19 protein-coding genes are annotated in these 20,358 nt (G+C 66.9%); 9 read left to right on the top strand and 10 right to left on the bottom strand.

Translation table 11 applies throughout. The features are described 5' to 3' along the window. The first annotated feature begins 6 nt into the window (after window positions 1-6). From pcaD to pcaF, 4 genes are read left to right on the top strand one after another with little or no spacing between them, the layout of a single operon-like run. Window positions 7-783 carry a 3-oxoadipate enol-lactonase gene (gene pcaD, locus ACK6C6_RS17280; RefSeq protein ID WP_409268420.1) on the top strand — a complete coding sequence of 259 codons (777 nt, stop codon included), beginning with the start codon at window positions 7-9 and terminating at the stop codon, window positions 781-783. 37 nt (window positions 784-820) lie between these two features. Continuing rightward, window positions 821-1,486 (top strand): 3-oxoacid CoA-transferase subunit A, encoded by a 666-nt coding sequence (locus ACK6C6_RS17275; protein ID WP_209589244.1) that lies wholly within the window; start codon window positions 821-823, stop codon window positions 1,484-1,486. Further along, on the top strand, window positions 1,483-2,157 hold the full coding sequence (locus ACK6C6_RS17270) for a CoA transferase subunit B (protein ID WP_409268418.1): 675 nt from the start codon (window positions 1,483-1,485) through the stop codon (window positions 2,155-2,157). Before ACK6C6_RS17275 ends, ACK6C6_RS17270 begins: the two co-directional genes overlap by 4 nt. 8 nt (window positions 2,158-2,165) lie before the next feature. Next, window positions 2,166-3,368: a 3-oxoadipyl-CoA thiolase gene (gene pcaF / locus ACK6C6_RS17265; RefSeq protein WP_409269190.1), complete on the top strand. Its 1,203-nt coding sequence runs from the start codon at window positions 2,166-2,168 to the stop codon at window positions 3,366-3,368. A gap of 15 nt (window positions 3,369-3,383) precedes the next feature. On the opposite strand, the gene ACK6C6_RS17260 is transcribed toward pcaF, so the two are convergent. Further along, window positions 3,384-6,044 carry an EAL domain-containing protein gene (locus ACK6C6_RS17260; RefSeq protein ID WP_409268415.1) on the bottom strand — a complete coding sequence of 887 codons (2,661 nt, stop codon included), beginning with the start codon at window positions 6,042-6,044 and terminating at the stop codon, window positions 3,384-3,386. Between the two features lie 124 nt (window positions 6,045-6,168). Then, entirely contained in the window at window positions 6,169-6,555 is a 387-nt protein-coding gene (locus ACK6C6_RS17255) for a hypothetical protein (protein WP_409268413.1), read from the bottom strand. A 558-nt stretch (window positions 6,556-7,113) separates the two neighbouring features. Between ACK6C6_RS17255 and ACK6C6_RS17250 the strand changes: the two genes are divergently transcribed. Both ACK6C6_RS17250 and ACK6C6_RS17245 read left to right on the top strand, forming a co-directional pair. Then, complete coding sequence (locus ACK6C6_RS17250; RefSeq protein ID WP_409268412.1) at window positions 7,114-7,617, top strand: hypothetical protein; 504 nt, start codon at window positions 7,114-7,116, stop codon at window positions 7,615-7,617. 83 nt (window positions 7,618-7,700) lie between these two features. Beyond that, window positions 7,701-9,641, top strand: coding sequence for a GAF domain-containing protein (locus ACK6C6_RS17245; RefSeq protein ID WP_409268410.1), 1,941 nt, complete (start codon window positions 7,701-7,703; stop codon window positions 9,639-9,641). A 158-nt stretch (window positions 9,642-9,799) separates the two neighbouring features. Here the strand turns inward: ACK6C6_RS17245 and ACK6C6_RS17240 are convergent, their stop codons facing one another. Both ACK6C6_RS17240 and ACK6C6_RS17235 read right to left on the bottom strand, forming a co-directional pair. Further along, window positions 9,800-11,305 carry an HD domain-containing phosphohydrolase gene (locus tag ACK6C6_RS17240; RefSeq protein ID WP_409268409.1) on the bottom strand — a complete coding sequence of 502 codons (1,506 nt, stop codon included), beginning with the start codon at window positions 11,303-11,305 and terminating at the stop codon, window positions 9,800-9,802. 162 nt (window positions 11,306-11,467) lie between these two features. After that, a complete protein-coding gene (locus ACK6C6_RS17235) occupies window positions 11,468-12,208 on the bottom strand; it encodes a DNA-formamidopyrimidine glycosylase family protein (protein WP_409268408.1) in 741 nt (246 codons plus the stop codon). A gap of 165 nt (window positions 12,209-12,373) precedes the next feature. Between ACK6C6_RS17235 and ACK6C6_RS17230 the strand changes: the two genes are divergently transcribed. Together ACK6C6_RS17230 and ACK6C6_RS17225 are read left to right on the top strand one after the other, a co-directional pair. Then, window positions 12,374-12,868 carry a DUF3016 domain-containing protein gene (locus tag ACK6C6_RS17230; protein WP_409268406.1) on the top strand — a complete coding sequence of 165 codons (495 nt, stop codon included), beginning with the start codon at window positions 12,374-12,376 and terminating at the stop codon, window positions 12,866-12,868. Between the two features lie 178 nt (window positions 12,869-13,046). Beyond that, window positions 13,047-13,535 (top strand): DUF3016 domain-containing protein, encoded by a 489-nt coding sequence (locus ACK6C6_RS17225; RefSeq protein WP_027865623.1) that lies wholly within the window; start codon window positions 13,047-13,049, stop codon window positions 13,533-13,535. Window positions 13,536-13,600: 65 nt separating this feature from the next. Here the strand turns inward: ACK6C6_RS17225 and ACK6C6_RS17220 are convergent, their stop codons facing one another. From ACK6C6_RS17220 to ACK6C6_RS17195, 6 genes are all read right to left on the bottom strand, one after another. Beyond that, a complete protein-coding gene (locus ACK6C6_RS17220; protein WP_409268405.1) occupies window positions 13,601-14,716 on the bottom strand; it encodes a hypothetical protein in 1,116 nt (371 codons plus the stop codon). A gap of 33 nt (window positions 14,717-14,749) precedes the next feature. Beyond that, window positions 14,750-15,241, bottom strand: coding sequence for a hypothetical protein (locus ACK6C6_RS17215; protein ID WP_409268404.1), 492 nt, complete (start codon window positions 15,239-15,241; stop codon window positions 14,750-14,752). An 8-nt stretch (window positions 15,242-15,249) separates the two neighbouring features. Then, a complete protein-coding gene (locus ACK6C6_RS17210) occupies window positions 15,250-15,858 on the bottom strand; it encodes an RNA polymerase sigma factor (protein ID WP_409268403.1) in 609 nt (202 codons plus the stop codon). Window positions 15,859-16,013: 155 nt separating this feature from the next. Beyond that, window positions 16,014-16,457, bottom strand: a complete 444-nt coding sequence (locus ACK6C6_RS17205) for a thioesterase family protein (protein WP_027865620.1) — start codon at window positions 16,455-16,457, stop codon at window positions 16,014-16,016. A 26-nt stretch (window positions 16,458-16,483) separates the two neighbouring features. Continuing rightward, window positions 16,484-17,935 carry a PQQ-dependent sugar dehydrogenase gene (locus ACK6C6_RS17200; protein WP_409268401.1) on the bottom strand — a complete coding sequence of 484 codons (1,452 nt, stop codon included), beginning with the start codon at window positions 17,933-17,935 and terminating at the stop codon, window positions 16,484-16,486. A 95-nt stretch (window positions 17,936-18,030) separates the two neighbouring features. Beyond that, window positions 18,031-19,332 (bottom strand): M20/M25/M40 family metallo-hydrolase, encoded by a 1,302-nt coding sequence (locus ACK6C6_RS17195; protein ID WP_409268400.1) that lies wholly within the window; start codon window positions 19,330-19,332, stop codon window positions 18,031-18,033. A 138-nt stretch (window positions 19,333-19,470) separates the two neighbouring features. On the opposite strand from ACK6C6_RS17195, the gene ACK6C6_RS17190 reads away from it, so the two are divergent. Further along, entirely contained in the window at window positions 19,471-20,352 is an 882-nt protein-coding gene (locus ACK6C6_RS17190; protein ID WP_209589257.1) for an SPFH domain-containing protein, read from the top strand. Window positions 20,353-20,358: the final 6 nt, after the last annotated feature.

Here is a 20,358-nt window from a genome sequence, read left to right as displayed (position 1 = left end):
AACATCATGGCATTCGCACACCTCGACGATATCGAGCTGTATTACCAGTTCGACGGCAAGCGCGGCAAGCCCTGCCTGCTGCTGTCGAATTCCCTCGGCACCGACCTGGGCATGTGGGACCGGCAGGCCACCGCCCTGGCGGCGCACTTCTTCGTCGTGCGCTACGACACCCGCGGCCATGGCCGCTCGGGCAGCGCCGGCCCGGTGACAATCGAACGGCTCGGCCGCGACGTGCTGGGCCTGATGGACCACCTGGACATCCAGCGTGCGCATTTCTGCGGCATTTCGATGGGCGGCCTCACCGGGCAATGGCTGGGCATTCATGCTCCGGACCGGATCGGCAAGCTGGTGCTGGCCAATACGGCCGCGCGCATCGGCACGCAGGAAGGCTGGCTGGCGCGCGCCGCCCAGGTGCGCGCCGACGGCATGAAGGGCGTGGCCGGCAGCGCCGCCGGGCGCTGGTTCACCTCCGGCTTCATGGACCGGGAGCCGGCTGCAGTCGACCGCCTGGTGCAGGGGCTGCGCGCCACCGCGCCGGATGGGTACGCGGCCTGTTGCGAGGCGCTGGCCGAGGCCGACCTGCGCGGCGAGGTTTCCGGCATCGCCAATCCGCTGCTCGTGATCGCCGGCCGCTACGACCCCGTCACCACCGTGGACGACGCCAACTGGCTGGCCGCACAGGCACAGGACGCGCGGGTCGAGGAGCTGGCGGCCTCGCATCTTTCGAACATCGAATGCCCGGAGGACTTCAGCGCCTGCCTGCGCCGCTTCCTGGCGGCTTGAGCCTGCACGGCATCCGACCAACCATACAGAGGACACCATGATCGACAAGACATGCGCATCGCTGGAGCAGGCCGTGGCCGGCATCCCCGATGGCGCCACCATCATGATCGGCGGCTTCGGCAACGCCGGCATGCCGTCCGCGCTGATCGACGCGCTGCTGGCCCAGGGCGCGCGCGAACTCACCATCGTCAACAACAACGCCGGCAACGGCGAAACCGGCCTGGCGGCGCTGATCCGTGAAAAGCGCGTGCGCAAGATGATCTGCTCCTTCCCGCGCCAGCACGACTCCCACCATTTCGACGCGCTCTACCGCGCGGGCGGCATCGAGCTCGAGCTGACGCCGCAGGGCAACCTGGCCGAGCGCATCCGCGCCGCCGGCGCCGGCATCGGCGGCTTTTTTACCCCCACCGGCTACGGCACCCTGCTGGCCGAGGGCAAGGAGACCCGCGTCATCGACGGCCGTCACTACGTGCTGGAGTCGCCGATCCATGCCGACTTCGCCCTGATCAAGGCGCTGCGCGGCGACCGCTGGGGCAACCTCGTGTACCGCAAGACGGCGCGCAACTTCGGCCCGATCATGGCGATGGCGGCCAAGGTCGCCATCGCCCAGGTGGCGGAGGTCGTGGAGCTCGGCGCGATCGATCCGGAAACGGTCGTCACCCCGGGAATTTTCGTTCAACGTGTCGTCAAGGAGGCAGCATGAGCCAGGTATCGGATCGATTCAGCCGTGACCAGATGGCCGAGCGCGTGGCCCAGGACATCCCGGAAGGCGCCTACGTCAACCTCGGCATCGGCCTGCCGACCAAGGTCGCCAACTTCCTGCCGCCGGAACGCGAGGTGTTCCTGCACAGCGAGAACGGCCTGCTCGGCATGGGCCCGGCGCCCGCGCCCGGCGCGGAAGACGACGACCTGATCAATGCCGGCAAGCAGCCGGTGACCCTACTGACGGGCGGCGCGTACTTCCACCACGCCGACTCGTTCGCGATGATGCGCGGCGGCCACCTCGACATCTGCGTGCTGGGCGCCTTCCAGGTGTCGGGCAGCGGCGACCTGGCCAACTGGCATACCGGCGCGCCGGACGCGATTCCCGCCGTGGGCGGCGCCATGGACCTGGCGATCGGCGCCAAGCAGGTGTTCGTGATGATGGAGCACCTCACCAAGACCGGCGAACCGAAGATCGTCGAGTCCTGCAGCTATCCGCTGACTGGCATCGGCTGCGTGAGCCGCATCTATACCGACCTGGCGGTGCTCGACGTCACTCCCCAGGGACTGCAGGTGCGCGAAATGGCCCCGGGCCTGACCTTCAACGACTTGCAGGCGGTGACCGCGGCCCGCTTGCTGCCGCCAGACAGCGAACAAGGAGCACGAGCATGAGCACGGAAATGAGCGATGCATTCATCTGCGATGCGATCCGCACCCCGATCGGCCGCTACGGCGGCGCCCTGAAAGACGTGCGCGCCGACGACCTGGGGGCGGTGCCGCTGCGCGAACTGATGCGCCGCAACCCGGGCGTGGACTGGAGCGCCGTCGACGACGTGATTCTCGGCTGCGCCAACCAGGCCGGCGAGGACAACCGCAACGTGGCGCGCATGTCGCTCCTGCTGGCGGGCCTGCCCCAGGAGGTGCCGGGTTCCACCGTCAACCGCCTGTGCGGCTCCGGGCTGGACGCGGTCGGCAGCGCCGCACGCGCCATCCGCAGCGGCGAAGCGCGCCTGATGATCGCCGGCGGCGTCGAGTCGATGACGCGCGCGCCTTTCGTCATGGGCAAGGCCGACAGCGCCTTCTCGCGCAATGCGGCGATCTACGACACCACGATCGGCTGGCGCTTCCCGAACCCGCGCATGAAGGAGCTGCACGGCCTCGATGCGATGCCGGAGACGGCGGAAAACGTCGCCGTCGACTACGGCGTTTCGCGGGCCGACCAGGACCTGTTCGCCCTCAGGAGCCAGCAGAAGGCGGCCCAGGCGCAGCGCGACGGCCTGTTTGCGGAGGAAATCGTGCCGGTGCTGGTGCCGCAGAAGAAAGGCGAGGCAATCAGCTTCGACCGTGACGAGCACCCGCGCGAGACCAGCCTGGAAGCGCTGGGCCGGCTCAAGGGCGTGGTGCGTGCGGACGGCAGCGTCACCGCCGGCAACGCTTCGGGCGTGAACGACGGCGCCTGCGCGCTGCTGCTGGCAAATGCGGAAGCCGCGCAGGCCTACGGCCTGGTGCCGCGCGCCCGCATCGTCGGCATGGCCGCGAGCGGCGTGGCGCCGCGCGTGATGGGCATCGGTCCGGCGCCGGCGGCGCAGAAACTGCTGCGCCAGCTCGGCATGACGCTCGATCAGGTCGACCTCATCGAACTGAACGAGGCGTTTGCTTCCCAGGGCCTGGCCGTGCTGCGCGAACTGGGTGTCGCCGACGACGATCCGCGCGTGAATCCCTACGGCGGCGCGATCGCGCTCGGCCATCCGCTGGGCATGTCGGGCGCGCGCCTGGTGACGACCGCGACCTACCAGCTGCAGCGCACCAAGGGCCGCTTCGCGCTGTGCACCATGTGCGTCGGGGTCGGCCAGGGCATCGCCCTGATGATCGAACGCGTGTAGATCACGCAGGGGCGCTCAGGCCGGGCGTCCCAGCAGCGCCTCCACGTCGGCGCTTTCCAGCGGTTTGCTGAACAGGAAACCCTGGTATTCGTCGCAGGCCATCTCGCGCAGCATCGCCAGCTGGGCCTCGGTCTCGACGCCCTCGGCCACCACCTGCAGTTTCAGGCCGCGTGCCAGGTTGACGATCGACAGTGCAATCGCGGCGCTGTCCTCGTCGCGCCCGAGGTCGCGGATAAACGCCCGGTCCACCTTCAGGCGCGACACCGGAAAACGCTTCAGGTAGGCCAGGCTCGAGTAACCGGTGCCGAAATCGTCGATCGCCAGGTCCACCCCCAGCCGGCGGATCTCGCGCATCAGCTGGTCCACTTCCTGCTCGCGGCTCATCAGGGCGGTCTCGGTGATCTCGAGTTCCAGGCTGCCTTCAGGCACCCGGTACTGGCTCAGGCAGCGCCGGATGGTGTCGAGCAGGGACTTCTGGTGGAACTGGCGCGGCGACAGGTTGACCGCCACCTTCACGGGCCGGCCGAAGCGCGCCGCCCAGTCCTGCATCTGGCGGCAGGCCTGCTCCAGCACCCAGGCGCCGATCGGGATGATCAGGCCGGTGCGCTCGGCGATCGGCACGAAGTCGAGCGGCGAGACTGCGCCCAGTTCGGGATTGGTCCAGCGCAGCAGGGCTTCGAAACCGACCAGGCGCTGCTCGCGCACCGTCACCTTGGGCTGGTACACCAGGCGCAGCTCGCCGCGCTCGAGCGCGCGGCGCAGGTGCGCCTCGACGGTGAGGCGCTGCCCGAGTTCGGTGTGCCGGCTGGCCGAGAAGAAGTGCACCGCTTCGTCGAGCTCGATGCCGGCGCCGCTGGCGGCGCCTTGCGCGCTGCGGTACAGCGCGTCCGCGTTGCGGCCGTCGTGCGGATACAGGGCCACGCCCAGCACCGGCTCGAGGAAGAAATCGCGCCCGTCCACGTGCAGCGGTCCCGACATCAGCGCGTGCAGCTTCAGGGCGAAGCTTTCCACCTGCCGGCGCCCGCCGCCGGCGTCGAACACGAAGGCGAACTCGCCGCCGCGGATGCGCGCCGCCACGGCGCCTTCGTCACCTTCGCCGCAGGCCCCGCGCAGCAGATCGGCCACCTGGCGCAGGGCGCGGTCGCCGGCCTCGTGGCCGAGCAGGTCGACGATCTCGTGCAGGCGCTCGAGCACCAGCGCGACCACGGCCAGTCCGCGCCCGCCGTCCGGGGCGGTGGCATCGGCCGAGATGCGTCCTTCCAGCAGGCGCCAGAACTGGGCCTGGTTCGGCAGGCCGGTGATGGCGTCGAACTCGGCCAGCCAGGCCAGGCGCGCCTCGGCGCGTTCGCGTTCGGTGATATCGGTCAGTACGTTGACCAGGTGGGCCGTGCCGTCCTCGCCGGCAAGGCGCGAGGTCAGCTGGATCACGGTGCGGCTCTCGCCGCTGCCGTCGTGCATGGTGCCGGTCGCGTCCACGGTGCCGCCATGCGCCAGCACCGCGGCGTAGCGGCGCTCGCGCTCGGCGGCGGCGCCATCGAGCACGGCGCTTTCGTCCACGCCCGGCAGGCTCTCGCGCGGACGTCCGACCAGGCGCGCGAAGGCCTCGTTGGCCAGCACGATGCGGCGCGCGCCGTCCAGCACCCAAATCGGGGCCCCCACCGCGTTCACGATCGAGGCCAGGTAGTCGAAGCTCTTGGCCAGCCGCGCCTCGCTGCTGGATACCATGTCGATCAGGCCGAACTGGCGGCGGGTGTCGCGCGCCACGCGCCAGGCCAGCAGCGCCAGCACGAGCGCGAGCAGCAGGTAGAAGGCCAGGGCTGTCCACAGCCGCCCATACCATGCTTCCAGCGCGACCGGGCGCGCCATGCCGGTGATGATCACCAGGTCGAAGCCCTCCACCACGTCGTAGCCGTACAGGCCGGCCGTGCCGTTGATCGGGCTGGTTGCCTCGAAGCTGCCGCGGCTGGCGCGCGGCAGCTGCTCGCGGAACAGCGGCGTGTCGGCGAAGGAATGGCCGATGCCGGCCGGGAAGCCGGGGCCGCGTACCAGCATGGTGCCGTCGCGGTGCAGCAGGGTGACCGAGCCGCCGTTGCCGAGTTCCACCAGGTTGTACAGCTGCTCGAAGCGCACCGAGTCGACCTGCGCCACCACGGTGCCGATGCGCCGGCCGCTGCGGTCGCGCACCGGGTGCACGAAATTCAGGATGCCGCGCCCGGTGCTGCGGTCGATGTCGGTGATCGTGATGCGGCGCGGGAGGTCGCCGGGGGGCGGCTTGATGGCGGGCAGGTCACGCGAACTGCTGCCCGGCATGACGCTGCCGACCGTTTGCCCGGCGGTGTCGAACAGGAAGATACGTGCCAGGTAGGGGTGGGCGAGGCCATCGCGGCCGTCGGCCATCCCGGAAGAGGGGGGCGCGTCCTGTACCAGCAGCATGCGCGCCGCCTGCTGCGCGGCGCTGTCGATCGCCTGGGCCACGCCCGCGGTCTGCGCGGCGAAGGCGATGGCGACGTTGCGCAGGGTGACCTGCTGTTCGCGCAGCGCGTCCTGGTAGCTGGCGTACAGCATCGCACCGGTAATCAGGCCCAGCGCGGCGATCAGCCCGGCCGTGACGATCACGAGCCGCGACAGCGGAGTAGGGCGGATCGTGCGGACGGCGGGCGTGGGCCGGACTTGCATCTTGAAACAGGCGTAGTGGTCTTATGCCGATTTTACCTGTTCCGTATTGACGGGCGCCGCACGTCGCACCGTCAAGTAAAACGGCCGGGAAGTTCCCGGCCGTCCTGGACTCGCGCTGCGGAGATCAGGCCGCCTTGTGCACCGGCTCGGCGACGCGGTCCTTGCGGCTGCGGCTGACCAGGTACCAGATGATCGCCACCGGCACCAGCAGCGGCAGCAGCAGCGGCGACAGCGCCAGCGCGACGGCCACCGCGGCAAAGCCGAGCGCGCCGACGACGATCACGCCCACGCCGGCGAACACCACCGCCAGCACCGCGCCCACCACCAGCATGACCACGCCGGCAAGCACCAGGCCGCCGCCTGCGAAGATCACGGCCAGCAGGGCGCCCAGCGGACCGTCGACCTCGTCGCCATCGATATTGAAGCTCATGAAGTCGGCGGCATCGAAGGCGATGTCCAGCAACAGGACGGCAAACAGGAACAGGATGGCGATCTTGGCAAAGTTTTTCATGGTGGTCCTCTTTAGTGGGCTGGTTGTCGGGTGCGCTTATCGATGCGGCATGGTTGAACTGTAAGGGCCTGCGCCGGCTGCGGCCACGGCTTTGCGACAAACTGCAAAATTGACGCGCCGGGACGCGTGCAGACGCGATAAGTGGGATAAAAAGGGCGCAACCGCGCGGCAACAAACGTGGTCGATTTGGCCTTGTAATGAACGTATCCTTTCCTATACTGACAGCCTGTTCCTGAAGCAGGGGGATCCTATGCACGCTGTCATCCAGAAAATGGGGGACCACCTGGCCGTTCTGCATCCCGCGTTGGCCAACAGCGGTCCCAAAGGCCCGCCATCGGCGCCACCTACCATCCCGCCGATCATCATCAATCCGTTCAATCGGGAGCTGCCCTCTCCCACGGTCGACCCTCGCCCGACTCCGGTGCGCCCGCCCGTACGGCCGCCGCGCGGTCCCGACTGGCGCTGCCCCCGTTATGCCTGAGGCTTAAGCCAAACGGGCTTCTTCCTGGGGCCGGTTTCCTCTATGATCTCTGCTTTGAGGCATACGGAAACACGACCATGAACGAACACGACGAACACGAGCACGAAGGCGACGAGAACGCCCTGGTGCAGGAAGCCCGCCTGTGGCAGGCCAACGGCTGGACCGCGCGCGTGATCAAGAACGAGGACGACGAAGGCTGGGCCGTCGCCATGTACAAGGACGGCGAGCCGGAACCGGCCCTGGTCGGTCCCTGGACCATGGGCCGCGACAAGAAGAACCCGAAGCCGCTCGACGTCAACGCCTTCAATACCCTGGTCAAGACTGCGTCGGAAGTCATCCGCCGCCACGAGCAGCACCTGCACGCGATCCTGCACAAGAACACCACGGTCTCCACCGAGAACGGCGAGCTGAAGGTGACGCTGGACATCGTGCCGGACGACGACGACCCCTACGCCATCCTGGCCGCCACCGACGAGATGGGCGAGCAGGTGGCCAAGGTGCGGGTGCCGGCCAGCTTCAAGCTGACCCCGGCCTCGGCTTACGCCTGGATCGAGAACGATTTCCGCGCCCCGCGCGGATAAGCCACACTTCGCGAATAAGGCTTCGGCTGGACGGTCTGAACTGCTAATATTTCCTCTTGGAATTAATTACCTTGGGGGAAGCAATGGACCGTCTCGCCCGGCTGGAAGCAGTCCAGTCGATGCTGCTCGAAATCGGGGAGCTGTCGACCAGCTGCAACGACATCGTCGACTTCATCGGCGCGGTGCACCGCGCACTCGGCCGCATCATGTATGCGGCCAACTTTTATGTGGCCTTGTGCGACCGCGAGGAGGGGACGATCTGGTTCCCGTACTTCGTCGACGAAGCCGACGCCGAGGTGCCGGTAAGCGGGCAAAAGGTGCGGCTGGCGGCGCCGGAAGAGTCGCCGACCTCGTGGGTGGTGGTGAACAAGCGCCGCCTGATGATCACCGCCGACGACTTCCTGGCGCGCGAGCGCGAAGGCATGCGCTGGGGCCACGGCGCCGCCGCCGAACACTGGATGGGCGCGCCCCTGCTCGACCGCCACCACCAGGCGCTGGGCGCGATGGTCATCCAGAGCTATACGCAGGGCGTCACCTACAGCGAGGAAGACCAGGCGCTGTTCTCGGAAATCGCCAACCACGTGTCGAATGCGCTGCAGGGCCTGCAGAGCATGGACCGGCTGGAGCGCGCGGTGCAGGAGCGCACCGCGGCGCTGGCGGTCGAAGTGGCCGAGCGCCGCCGCGCCGAGCAGGTGCAGCACGCGCTGTACCAGATCGCCAGCCTGTCGGCCCAGGCGCTGGACACCGCCACCCTGACCACCAGCCTGCATGGGATCATCGGTGAGCTGATGGTGGCGAAGAACTTCCTGATCGCGCTGCACCATCCGGATACCCAGGAAATCAGCATTCCCTACTTCGTGGACGAGAAGGACCGTACGGCCCCGGTGACGCGCTTCCCGGTGGGGCAGGGCATGTGCTCCTACGTCCTGACGAGCAAGCAGGCCCAGCTCCACGACGCAACCAGCGTCAAGCACCTGGTCGCCAACGGCCTGGTCAGGGCGCCCTTCGGGAACCCCGACATCGCCAGCTGGATGGGCGCGCCGATGCTTGTGCATGACCAGCCCTACGGCGTGCTGGTGGTGCAGAGCTACGACCCGTCGGTGACCTATACCAAGGCGGAACTGGACCTGCTGGCCTTCATGGCCAGCCATGTCGCGGTGGCGCTGGCGCGCATGCAGGCCGACCGCAAGATCCGCAAGACCAAGGAGACGCTGGAAGTGCAGAACGCGGCGCTGAACGAAGCCCTGCACAAGCTGCAGGTGGCGCAGGGCGAACTGGTACGCCAGGAGAAGATGGCGTCGCTGGGCGGCCTGGTGGCCGGCGTGGCCCACGAGATCAATACCCCGCTGGGCATCTGCGTGACCGCCACCAGCCACCTGGTGCAGGAACTCAAGCTCACGCGCGAAGAGCTGGCCGCGGGCACGATGACCGAGGACAGCTTGAACAGCTTCCTGGACATCGTCGACCAGTCGCTGCGCATCATGACCACCAACACCCAGCGCGCGGCGAGCCTGGTGCGCAGCTTCAAGCAGGTGGCGGTGGACCAGTCCTCGGGCGACATCCGCAACTTCAAGCTGTGCAGCTACGTGCAGGAAGTGCTGCTGTCGCTGCAGCCCAAGCTCAAGGGGCGGCCGATCAAGGTGGAACTGGACTGCCCGCCGGACCTGGTGCTGGACAGCTCGCCGGGCGCGGTCTCGCAGATCGTCACCAACATGGTCGTGAACTCGCTGCTGCACGGCTTCGAGCGCGACCAGCCGGGACGCATCACGATCCGCGTGGCGCAGGAGGGGGAGCAGGTGCTGTTCGACTATGCGGACGACGGCGTGGGAATGGACCAGGAGACGCTGGGCAAGCTGTTCGACCCCTTCTTCACCACCAAGCGCGGCACCGGCGGCAGCGGACTGGGGGCGCACATCCTGTACAACCTGGTGACGGGGGCGCTGGGCGGGACGGTGACGGCGGAGAGTGCGCCGGGGGAGGGGCTAAGGTATCAGCTGCGCTTCCCGCGCTCGCTGAAGAAGTGACGCGCGGCTGATGTTGTAGGGTGGGCAGGTTTCCTGCCCACGCGGTGATAGTTAGCGGAGTCGTGGCCGGTGCGGCAGATCTAGCTTGGGTTGACCGCGTGGGCGTTTGTAATTCCGGGCATTGCCCGAAATTACCCCGCCCACCCTACGAAAACCAATCAATCCGGCCAAGCCGCGTTGATTTCCAGCGCCTTGTCCATATTCTTGATGAGCAAATCCACGTAATACGGATCCAGGTGATGCCCCGCCACCTCGCGCAGGTGCTCGGTCACCTTGGCGGCCGGCCAGGCGTCCTTGTAGCAGCGCTTGTGGCTCAGGGCGTCGAACACGTCGGCCACTGCCACGATGCGGGCGTAGGGGTGGATGGCGTCGCCGCGCAGGCCCTGCGGATAACCGCTGCCGTCGAACTTCTCGTGGTGCTGGTGGGCGATCACGGCGGCGGCCTTCAGGATCGGGCGCTGCGAGCCGTCCAGGATCTGCAGGCCCACGGTCGGGTGCTGCTTCATCACTTCCCATTCGTCCTCGGTCAGCTTGCCCGGCTTGAGCAGCACCGCGTCCGGGGTGGCGATCTTGCCCACGTCGTGCATCGGCGCGGCGTGCATCAGGGTCGCGACTTCGTCTTCCGGCATGCCGGAAGCCTGGGCCAGCAGGTGGCAGACCTGGGCCATGCGGCGCACGTGGTTGCCGGCTTCGTTCGAGCGCGACTCGACCACGTCGCCGAGGCGCAGGATCAGCTCCGCCTGGGTATCGGTGATCTCCTGGTTCAGCAGGATGTTGTCGAAGGCGATCGCCACGCCCGAGCAGAACACCTCGAGCAGCTGGGCGTCGATCTCCGCGATCTCTTCCACGCCCTTGAGCACCAGCAGCGAGGCCTTGCCGGTGCGGTTCGGGAAGTAGCCGACATAGGTGTCGCCGTGCAGGCGCGAAATGCGGTTGTGGCGCGCGTCGTCGAGCTGGGCCACCAGCTCGTGGCCGATCTCGTGGCCTTCCATGTCGCCGATCTGGGCCAGCACTTCGTACTGGCTCTCGCCCGTGATCACGCTCGCGCCCTTCAGGCGCAGCAGCATGCTCTGCTCCAGGCGCAGCAGCGCCACCACCTGTTGCAGCAGGCCGTTGGCGAAATCCTTCAGGCTGCGCTGCTGGAAGATGTGGGTCGAGGCGGCGATCACGCGTTCCAGGCCTTCGCGGTAGGTCTGCTGCGCGCGGCGCGCATCCTCGACCTTCATGATGTCGCGGTAGGCGCGCAGGGCGGCGAAGGTGGTGGTGAACAGCTTGGTGCGATCGAGCTCGGTCTTTTCCTTGTAATCGTTGATGTCGTAATCGACGATCACGCGCTCTTCCGGCGCCTGGCCCGGCTGGCCGGTGCGCAGCACGATGCGGGTGAACTGGTTGTCCAGGTCCTGGCGCATCCAGCGCGCCACTTCCAGGCCGCTGTCCTCGCGCTCCATCACCACGTCCAGGAACACCAGGGCGACGTCCTTCTCGCGTGCCAGCACCGCCTTGGCCTCCTCGCCGCTGTAGGCGTGCAGGAACTGCAGCGCGCGGCCGTCGAGGCGGAAGCGCGACAGGGTCAGCTTGGTGATGTCATGGATGTCGGGCTCGTCGTCGACCAGCAGGACTTTCCATGGAGCCAACTTTGGCGCCGCGTTGGAGAGGAAGGACATAGGCTTACCGTTTGCTCGGGTTGATCAATCGCAACGTTTGGCGGCGGGAAACGTATAAGACATAGCCGCAAGTCAAAACGATTGTAGTACGACCATCAGTCCTTAACAACAGGCAACATTAAAAGTGTTGGTTAACGATGTCACACAGCCGGAAACCATGTCCTAGTCGTAGCGTTTCTGGCAGCGCTCGCAGTAGAAGCTGCGACGGTTGCTGCGCCCGAGATTGGCTTTCAAAAAAGGGATGTTGCAGCGCGGGCAAATGCGTTTTGCATGGGCCAGCCAATGCTGCTTGAGCACGTATTGACGCTTCCATTCCAGGAAGTCGAAGGAGTATTGGCGGGCTTCGTCGACCAGTAGACGCAGCTTGGGCGCGGGGAGGGCGCCGACCGTCGACAGCGGATGCACGCGGATGCGGAACAGGACTTCGTTCTTGATGATGTTGCCGACGCCCGAAAAGATGTCCTGGTCGAGCAGGGCGTCGCAGGCCAGCATGTCGGGCCGGGCGCGCAGCTTCTTGCGCGCCCGCTTCGGGTCCCAGGCGTCCGACATGACGTCGGCACTGAAATCGTAGGCCTCATACGTGGCGCGGTCGATCTCCCGGACCTGGCAGGCATAGAGGTTGAGCTCGTTGCCGTTGGCGGTTTCGATGGACAGGCGCGGGGTCTTCTCCTCGCGCCACTCGTTGATGCGGTAGGTGCCGAACAACAGGAAGTGGACGCGCACCACCATGCCCGGCGTCTCGATCAGCAGGTGCTTGCCCCAGGTGTGGATGGCCTCGATCCGCTGGCCCACCAGGCGCGCCGGATCGATGGCGCGGACGTTGCCGTCGGCGCGGACGATCTCCTGGCCGGTGAAATCCCTGACCAGCTCCTTCAAGATATATAGCGACGGTCCTTCGGGCATGGTTCGACCTCCTCCCCCTCATTGTCGGCCGGGCCCGGCATATGCCCTGTGCGTAATCTAACTCTTCGATGCAAAACTTCCACAAAAGAGGCGTGGCAAGCGGACACAAAGGGCGTATATTTATTGACGGGTAAGAATATTGAACAGTAAAAGGGAGGGGGACAGATGAAAAAAGTGGTTGGTAAAGCAGCTCTCGCGGTCGCACTCGCACTGGGCGCTGGCACCGCCTCGGCGGAAGTGACCGTCAACTACGTCAATATGGAGCAGTTCGCGGACCTCCCGAGCGGCGACTGGGAACGCAAGGATGTCCTGAACAAGCTGGCGGACTACATCAAGAAGCTGGGCGAGGACTTGCCGGCTGGTACCGACCTGACCGTCAATATCTACAACGTCGACCTGGCCGGCCGCGAGTATCCGGGCCAGCGCGCCAGCGGCGACATGCGCGTCCTCGAGGGCAAGTCCGACTGGCCGCTGATCGAGCTGCAGTACGCGCTGAGCAGCAAGGGCCAGGTGTTCGACAGCGGCACCGCCCAGATTTCCGACGTGGGCTACATGAACCGCAAGGTGAAGATGTCCATGGAAATGGACAACCTGCGCTACGAGAAGCGCATGCTGCAGGACTGGTTCAAGAAGACCATCCTGACCAAGAAGCCCGGCTGAACCGCTATGCCGGCAGGGGAAATGCGGCGCCGCGAGGCGCCGTTTCCATTTGCCGGAGCCATTTGTCTTGCGGACCTAACATTTCGATACAAAACGCCGACAATCCGGCACTGGAAAGGCGGCGCAAAGGGCGTATATTCGGAACATGAAGGGGTCCGGAACAATGAAAGGGAAAGCAATGAAAACGGTGATTGGCAAAGTGGCCCTCGCGGCCCTGCTCGCGCTGGGTGCCGGCGCCGCCTCGGCGGGCGTGACCGTCAATTACGTGGAGTCCGACAAGTTCTCCGACCTGCCGTTCGCGCCATGGGAACGCAAGGAAGTGCTGGAAGACCTGGCGGATTATTTTGTCGAACTGGGCAAGTCGCTGCCGGCCGGGCAGGAGCTGACGGTGGACGTGACCGACATCGACCTCGCCGGCCGTGAATACCCGAACACGCGCGGCGGGAACGACCTGCGCGTGCTGAAAGGCATGGCGGACTGGCCGGTCATGGAACTGCGCTACACCCTGAGCGCCAACGGCCAGGTGATCCAGAGCGGCCAGGCCAAGCTGTCGGACATGAACTACCTGCAGCGCGGCAGCCGCCTGCACGACAGCGAACCCCGGCGCTTCGAGAAGCGCATGATCCAGGAGTGGTTCGACAAGACCATCCTGCAGAAGAAGTCCTAATCGTTTCCTGATCCACCAACCGGCGCCTCGGTGAACCGACGCGCCGGTTTTATTTCGTAGGCCGATCAGCCGTTCCTGCCGGCCTTCGCGCGCGCCGCAGCCGCTTTCTCGGCCGCTTCCCTGGCCAGCGCCGCCGAATCCTTCACCGTGTAGTCCGAGGGCACGGTGAACAGGGCCGCGGCAGGCTCCTCGCGCTTCAGGTTGTCGGCGCGGTAGACGAATTCGCCGCTGCGCGGGTCGCTGCGCTTCTGGTACACCACGGCCTGGAGTTCCGGCGCGGTCCAGGTCTCGGTGCTGACGACGATCGGGCTGCGGTTGCCGATCTCGCCGGCGGGGATCTCGTAGCTGCGCTGCACGCCGGTGGCCTTCACGCCGTTGAATTCGCGGGTGCCGAGGTCTTTGGTTTCCGCCTTGCCGGCCCATTTGTGGTCGCCGAGCGCGCCGGCGAGCACCGGCGCCACGCGCGCCGCCGCCTGCGGTCCCGCCACCTGGGCGATGCGGATCTGCACGTCCTTGTGTTCGCCGGCCTTGCTGCCGGAGCGCTCGACCTGCTTGATGATGAAGCGTTCGCCTTCCGGCAGCTTGCCTTCGCGGCGCAATTCCTCGATCTTGATGCGCGCCTGGTCGGCGGCGAGGCGGGCCTGGGCGCCGGCCACGCGCGCCTCGGCGGCCGAGGCAGCGGCGGCGGCGCGAGCCTGTTCACGCACGGCGGCCATCGCCGCGCCGTTCGGCGCCGAGACCTTGATCGCGGTCTTGTCGCGCGGACGCAGGACATAGCGCACCCCTTCCACCGGGTCGTGGATCATCACGGTGCGCAGTTCGCCGTCTTCGCCGCGCACCTCGGTGCGGGTGCGGCCGGCGCTGTCGCGGTAGCTCATCGTGCTGGTCTTGCGCACGATCTGGTTGCCATCGCCCAGGGTCTGGGTGCGCTCCGACACCATCTCGGCGCTGTAGGGCGCATTCTTGACCACGCGGGCACGCGACATGTGCACCATCGTGGCGCCGCCGCCCACGGCATCGACGAAGTTCATGGCGTCGGGGTGGCCGGCCTGCAGTTCGCCGCCGGTGCGGGTGACGATGCGGCGCTCGACGACCTGTTCTTCGTCGAAGCCCATCTCACCGGCCAGGGCCGGGGCGAAGGCGCAGGCCAGCAGTGCTGCAAGCAGAATCTTCTTGTTCATGTCATGTCCTCGTGTGGGTAAAGATCGTTGGGCCTAGTTGGTGGAACTGAGCCGCACGGCCAGCGGATGGCCGTCGGCGGCGATAAGCATCTCGGCCCGCACGGTGTCGGCCGCGTTTTCCGGGCTGACCGGCACGCCGAGCGGCGCCAGCGCGGTGCGCGGCACCTCGGTCTCGACCAGCCGCGCATCGGGTTCGGCCTCGATCCGCTCGAGCGAATCGAGGGCGACGAAGGCGCCGCCGCTGTCGAAGCTGACCAGGGGCTGGCTGCTCACGCTCACGGCCTGGTGCGGCGAATGCGCCAGCAGCAGCACGACCACCGTCAGTGAGCACAGGGCGCCGGCGGTGCCCCATTGGGGCAGGCTCAGGGCCTGGTACCAGCGGCGCTTCGTCGGTGCGAACTGGCGCTCGAAGGCCTGCAGCAGTTCCTTCTCGACGCAGCGCGGGGTGTCGATGCCGGCCAGCTCGCTGCGCAGCGCGGCAAAGCAGGGGGCCAGTTCGTCTTGCTTGTCCTTGGTATCCATCATCTACTCCATCAATTCGCGAGGCATGCGCCTGGTGCATGCGCCTGCAGGCGCTTGGCCAGGGCCGCCCGGCCGCGCGACAGGCGCGAGCGCACGGTGCCGATATCCACCTGGCAGACCGCGGCGATCTCCTGGTACGACAGTTCATGCAGTTCAAACAGGATGACCACGTCACGGTAGTGCGCCGGCAGCAGGCTGAGTGCGCGCCGCACTTCCTCGGCCGCCTCGTTGCCCAGCAGGCGGGCAAGCGGCTCGGCGCCTTCGCAGGCGAGGTCGAGCTCCAGCTCGCCGTCCTGGTCCTCGTCCACCCGCGGCTCCGGCAGCGCCACGTGGCGCCGGCGCGCTTCCTCCAGCTTCAGGATCACATTGCGCGCCACGCCGAACAGGAAATGCTGCAGCTGGCCGCGTAGCGGATCGAAGCCGAAACGCTTCGTGAGCAGGCCCATGAAGGCTTCCTGCACCACGTCGGCCGCCATGTCCGCGGACCCGCAGCGCATCAGCGCGTAGCGGTACAGCGGACCCTGGTGGCGCCGGTACAGCGCCGTGAAGGCGTCGGCGCGGCCCGCATGCGTCAGGCGCAGCAGTTCGTGGTCGGCGGTGTCGGGGGTGATCGTGGTCATGGTCGTCATCTCTTACCTGTATTCCGCCGAGGCAGCGGAAAAGTTCCAACTATTTTGGAAAATGACGACGAGCCCTGGCAGGCCAGGCTTGGAAAGGGGATAGGCCGGGAGAGCCCCGGCCCGAAAAGCTGGGCCCGATTGCCGGGCCAGCCTTCTCAGTCGATCCAGTTGACCCGGTCGAACTTGCCGCGGAACTCCTCGGGCATCATTACGACCTGGCTGGACTTGTAGTTGAAGAAGACGAAGCCCTGCTTGGCCATGGCGATCAGCTTGCGGTCGCGCGGGCGCGTGATGCGGAAGATGATATCGCCGCCGTACTTGTTGAAGTCCATGACCCCCACCTCGAACAGCAGCTGGTCGCGCGCATGCGCTTCTGCGCGGTAGGTCGTGGCCAGGTCGGTGACGATGATGCCGGTGCCGTCGCGCTCGGTCTCGGCGACGCCGAACTCGAACAGGAAGCGCGCCCGTGCCTCGGAGATCATGGAGATCATCGAGTCGTTGCCGAGGTGGTTGCCCGCATTGATGTCGGTCACGCGTACCGACATCGGGGTGGAATAGTAGAACTGGTCTTCGGGGAAGGTAAGTTGTAAGCGTGCCATCTCTCTATTTTAAGCGCATGAATCGCTCATGGGTTGGCGGAAGGTCCAATTCTATAGACGATGCCGCGCGACGTCATGAGATACAACTCGCCCTGGCCGTCCTGCCCGAAGGAGACCACGTTGCCGATGTCGCCCACGCTCCAGTCGCGCTGCTCGCTGACACTGCCGCCGCCGGCGAGGAAACTCTTCAGGAATCCGCGGCAGTAATCGGAATAGAAATAGCGTCCCTCCAGCCCGGGAATGGCGCTGCCGCGGTAGACGAAGCCGCCCGTGATGGAGCAGCCGTTGGCGTCGTTGCTGCCATGGTCGTATTCGAAGACCGGCAGGGTCAGGCCGCTGCGCTCGCAGCTGGCGGCGTTGTAGCACAGCGTGCCTTCCATCGTATTCCAGCCGTAGTTGAGCCCTGCCGCGGACACTGGGCCGATATTGACCTCTTCGCGCCGGTCCTGGCCGACGTCGCTCAGGTAGAGCTGGCTGCCGTCGAATGCGAAGCGCCAGGGATTGCGCAGCCCGGCCGCCCAGATCTCGGCGCGCCGCCCCGCCTGGTTGATATAGGGATTGCCGGCCGGGATCGCGTAGGGCTGGGCGGCAGTGGCGTTGCGCACGTCGATCCGCAGCAGCTTGCCGAGCAGGGAGTTCAGGTTCTGGCCGTTGCGGTTCGGGTCGCCCGCGCCGCCGCCGTCGCCGGTGGCCAGGTACAGGTTGCCGTCCGGGCCGAAGGCGACCTGGCCGCCGAAATGGTTGGTGAAACCGGGGTGCGGGATGCGGATGATGACCAGACCCGAGGTCGGGTCGGCCAGGTTGGGATTGGCGCCCCGGCTGAAGCGCTCGATGACGATGTTCTGCTGCGGGTCGGTGTAGTAGAGGTAGAAGTAGCGGTTGCTGGAAAACTGCGGGTCGAAGGCCATCGACAGCAGGCCGCCTTCGCCGCCGGTGAAGACGCGGCCGCTGATGTCGAGGAAGGGCGCGGTAAGCGTCGTGCCGTTGTCGACGATGCGGATGCGTCCGGCCCGCTCGACGATGAACAGGCGCGTGTCGCCCGCCGGGGCGGTGAGGTAGGTCGGGTTGTCGAGCTGGGCCGCCACCTGGCTCAGCGCGATGTTCACCGGCGCGTTCGCATACGCCACCGTGGCGCTGGCAGTGGCGCCGGCGCTGACGACGGCGCTTTGCGAGGCGGGCGAGGGCGTGTAGGTTACGCCGCCGGCGGTCACGGGGGCGGCGGCGAGGTTGTAGCTGCCGGGCGCGAGATTCGACAGGGTTTGCGAGCCAGTCAGGTCTTGCTGGTAATTGGCGGGGCCGTTGACGCGCACCGAGGCGTTCACGCCGGCGGGCAGGCCGCTGGTGGTGATCGCCAGCGAACCGGTGGTGGCGGTCGGCGGCGTCGGGGTGGGGCCGGTGGTGCCGGGGTTGCCGCCGCCTCCGCCGCAGGCGCTCATGCAGAAGGAAATAAGGATCAGCAGATATGTCCACGCACGCATGACAGCCTCCTGGATGGGCTCGAATGCTCCGGCAAGCCTATTCTGCAGCGAAGCGGCTGGCTTTGCCATCGAATTTCGCCAGCCGTGCGGGGCATCTAACGCGTCAGGCGGTACATCAACAGTGCGGCGCGGATCGCCGAGCGCTCCAGGGAAGTGAGGTCGACGCGCTCGTTGGGCGAATGGGCCGCGCCCCCGCTGGCGCCCAGGCCATCGAGGCTGTCGATGAGGGGGGCGACGAACTGGATGTCGCCGGCGCCGCGCATGGTGGCCGGCACCGCGCCGACCGCGCCCAGGCCGGCATCCAGGCTGGCCTGCGAATACAGGTCGAGCAGCTTCAGGTTGCCCGGCGTGACCGCCATCGGCGGATAGGAATCGCGGAAAGCGATCGTGGCGCCGGCGCCCGGCAGGCTTTGCGCGACGATCTCGCGCATGCGCGCGTGGGCGCGGTCGCGCTGGGCGTAGTCGAGGTAGCGCAGGTCGCCGCGCACGGTCACCGTGTTGGCGACGACGTTGGTCTTGCCGGCGGCCGTGCCTTTCGCATTGGCCTCGTCGAGCGTGACGTCGGTGCCGCCCAGGATCACGCCCGGATTGAAGGTCAGGCCCGGCTCCACCACCTGCTGGCGGAAGCCGTCGAGGATGCGCGCGGCCTCGTACACGGCGCCGTAGCCGGCGGGGCCGAACACGCCCTGCGAGTGGCCTTGCCGGCCCTTGACGTCGAGGTCGAAGAAGGCGGTGGCGCGGCGCCCGACGGTCGCCATCGGCTGGCCATCCGGACCGGTGACGGCGCCTTCGAAGCTGAGCGCCACATCGCTCAGTTTGGCCAGCTCGATCATGTCGCGGCGCGAGACTTCGCGCGGGTGGCCGGCTTCTTCCTCGTCGCCGGTGAACACCACGGTGATGGTAGTGTTCTCGAGCGCCCCGGCGCGGTGCAGGGCGCGCAGGGCCGCAATCGCGACCACGTTCCCGCCCTTCATGTCGCCCACGCCCTGGCCGCGTGCCGTGGTGGCGTTCTCGCGTTCCCACAGCGGGGCGGGCGCATCGGGTTCGAACACGGTGTCGAGGTGGCCGAGCAGCAGCAGGCGCTTGCCCTGCTTGCCGCTGCGGTTGGCGACCAGGTGACCGGCGCGCCCCATCTCGCGCGGCATGTCGATCCAGACGGTCTTGAAGCCCAGGGCTTCCAGTTCCTTGCGAAACACCTCGCCGGTGGCGCGCACGCCGGCCAGGTTGAAGGTGCCGCTGTTGATGCGGGCGCTGCGCTCGAGCAGCCCGATGGCCTCGGGCTGCCAGGCCTTGACCTCCTCGAGGATGCGCTGTTCGGTGGCGGACAGGCCCTGAGCCTGGGCGGAGGTGGCGAGCAGGAGGCTCAATACGAGGGAGAGGGCAGGCTGGTGCGGCATGTCGGCATTCGGTCATCGGGACATGCAACTCTACTACGCTTGCAGGATGTCATAAAGCTTCTCGGAATTGCTTGACAATAATTTCTGGTGATCCTAAAGTGATATCACTTTGATGTTACTTTCTGAGGGGAGTCGAGCATGCACGCAGCACATACGCGCCACGAAAAGGCGTTCTCATCCGTGAATGGTTACCTGGCAGCCGCTGCCGGCGTTGTCCTGCTGCTGGCTGCCCTCTTCCTGTTTGGGACAGGGGAGTTTCCCTCGATCCTGCTGAGTTTCGCGATGGGCCTGTTCTCCGCCGTCTGCCTGGGCGGCCTGTTCATGCTCCAGCCGAACGAAAGCGCCATCCTGACCCTGTTCGGCAAGTACATCGGCACCGACCGCAGCGAAGGCCTGCGCTGGGCCTTTCCGCTCTATAAGAAGCGGCGCCTGTCGCTGCGTGCCCGCAATTTCAACGCCCCGACGCTGAAGGTCAACGACAAGCGCGGCAATCCGGTCGAGATCAGCGCGGCCGTCGTCTGGCGCGTGCGCGACACCGCCCAGGCCGTGTTCGACGTGGATGACTTCGAGCGCTACGTCTCGATCCAGGCGGAAGCCGCGCTGCGCCACCTGGCCTCGCAATATGCCTACGACGAAGGCGAGGACCTGCCGGAAGGCGAAACCACGCTGCGCGCCGGCATGGACGTGGTGGCCGACGCCCTCCAGCGCGAGCTGCAGGCGCGTTTCGAAGCGGCGGGTGTCGAGGTGCTCGATGCAAAGCTCACCCATTTGGCATATGCTGCCGAGATTGCGCAGGTCATGCTGCGTCGCCAGCAGGCCGAGGCGATCATCAGCGCCCGCGCCAAGATCGTGCACGGCGCCGTCAGCATGGTCGAAGCGGCGCTGAGGGGATTGTCCGAGCGGGGCATCGTCGAGCTCGACGACGAACGCAAGGCGGCCATGGTCAGCAACCTGCTCGTGGTGCTGTGTTCGGACAAGGAAACCCAGCCGATCGTCAACACGGGCACACTGTATAACTAGCACCTG

It is taken from the genome of Massilia sp. BHUDP2 (assembly GCF_046236355.1).
In the GTDB taxonomy this organism is placed as follows: Bacteria; Pseudomonadota; Gammaproteobacteria; order Burkholderiales; family Burkholderiaceae_D; genus Telluria; species Telluria varians.
Note: the sequence above shows the minus strand (reverse complement) of the source record. Positions and strands in the feature narration are given on the sequence as shown.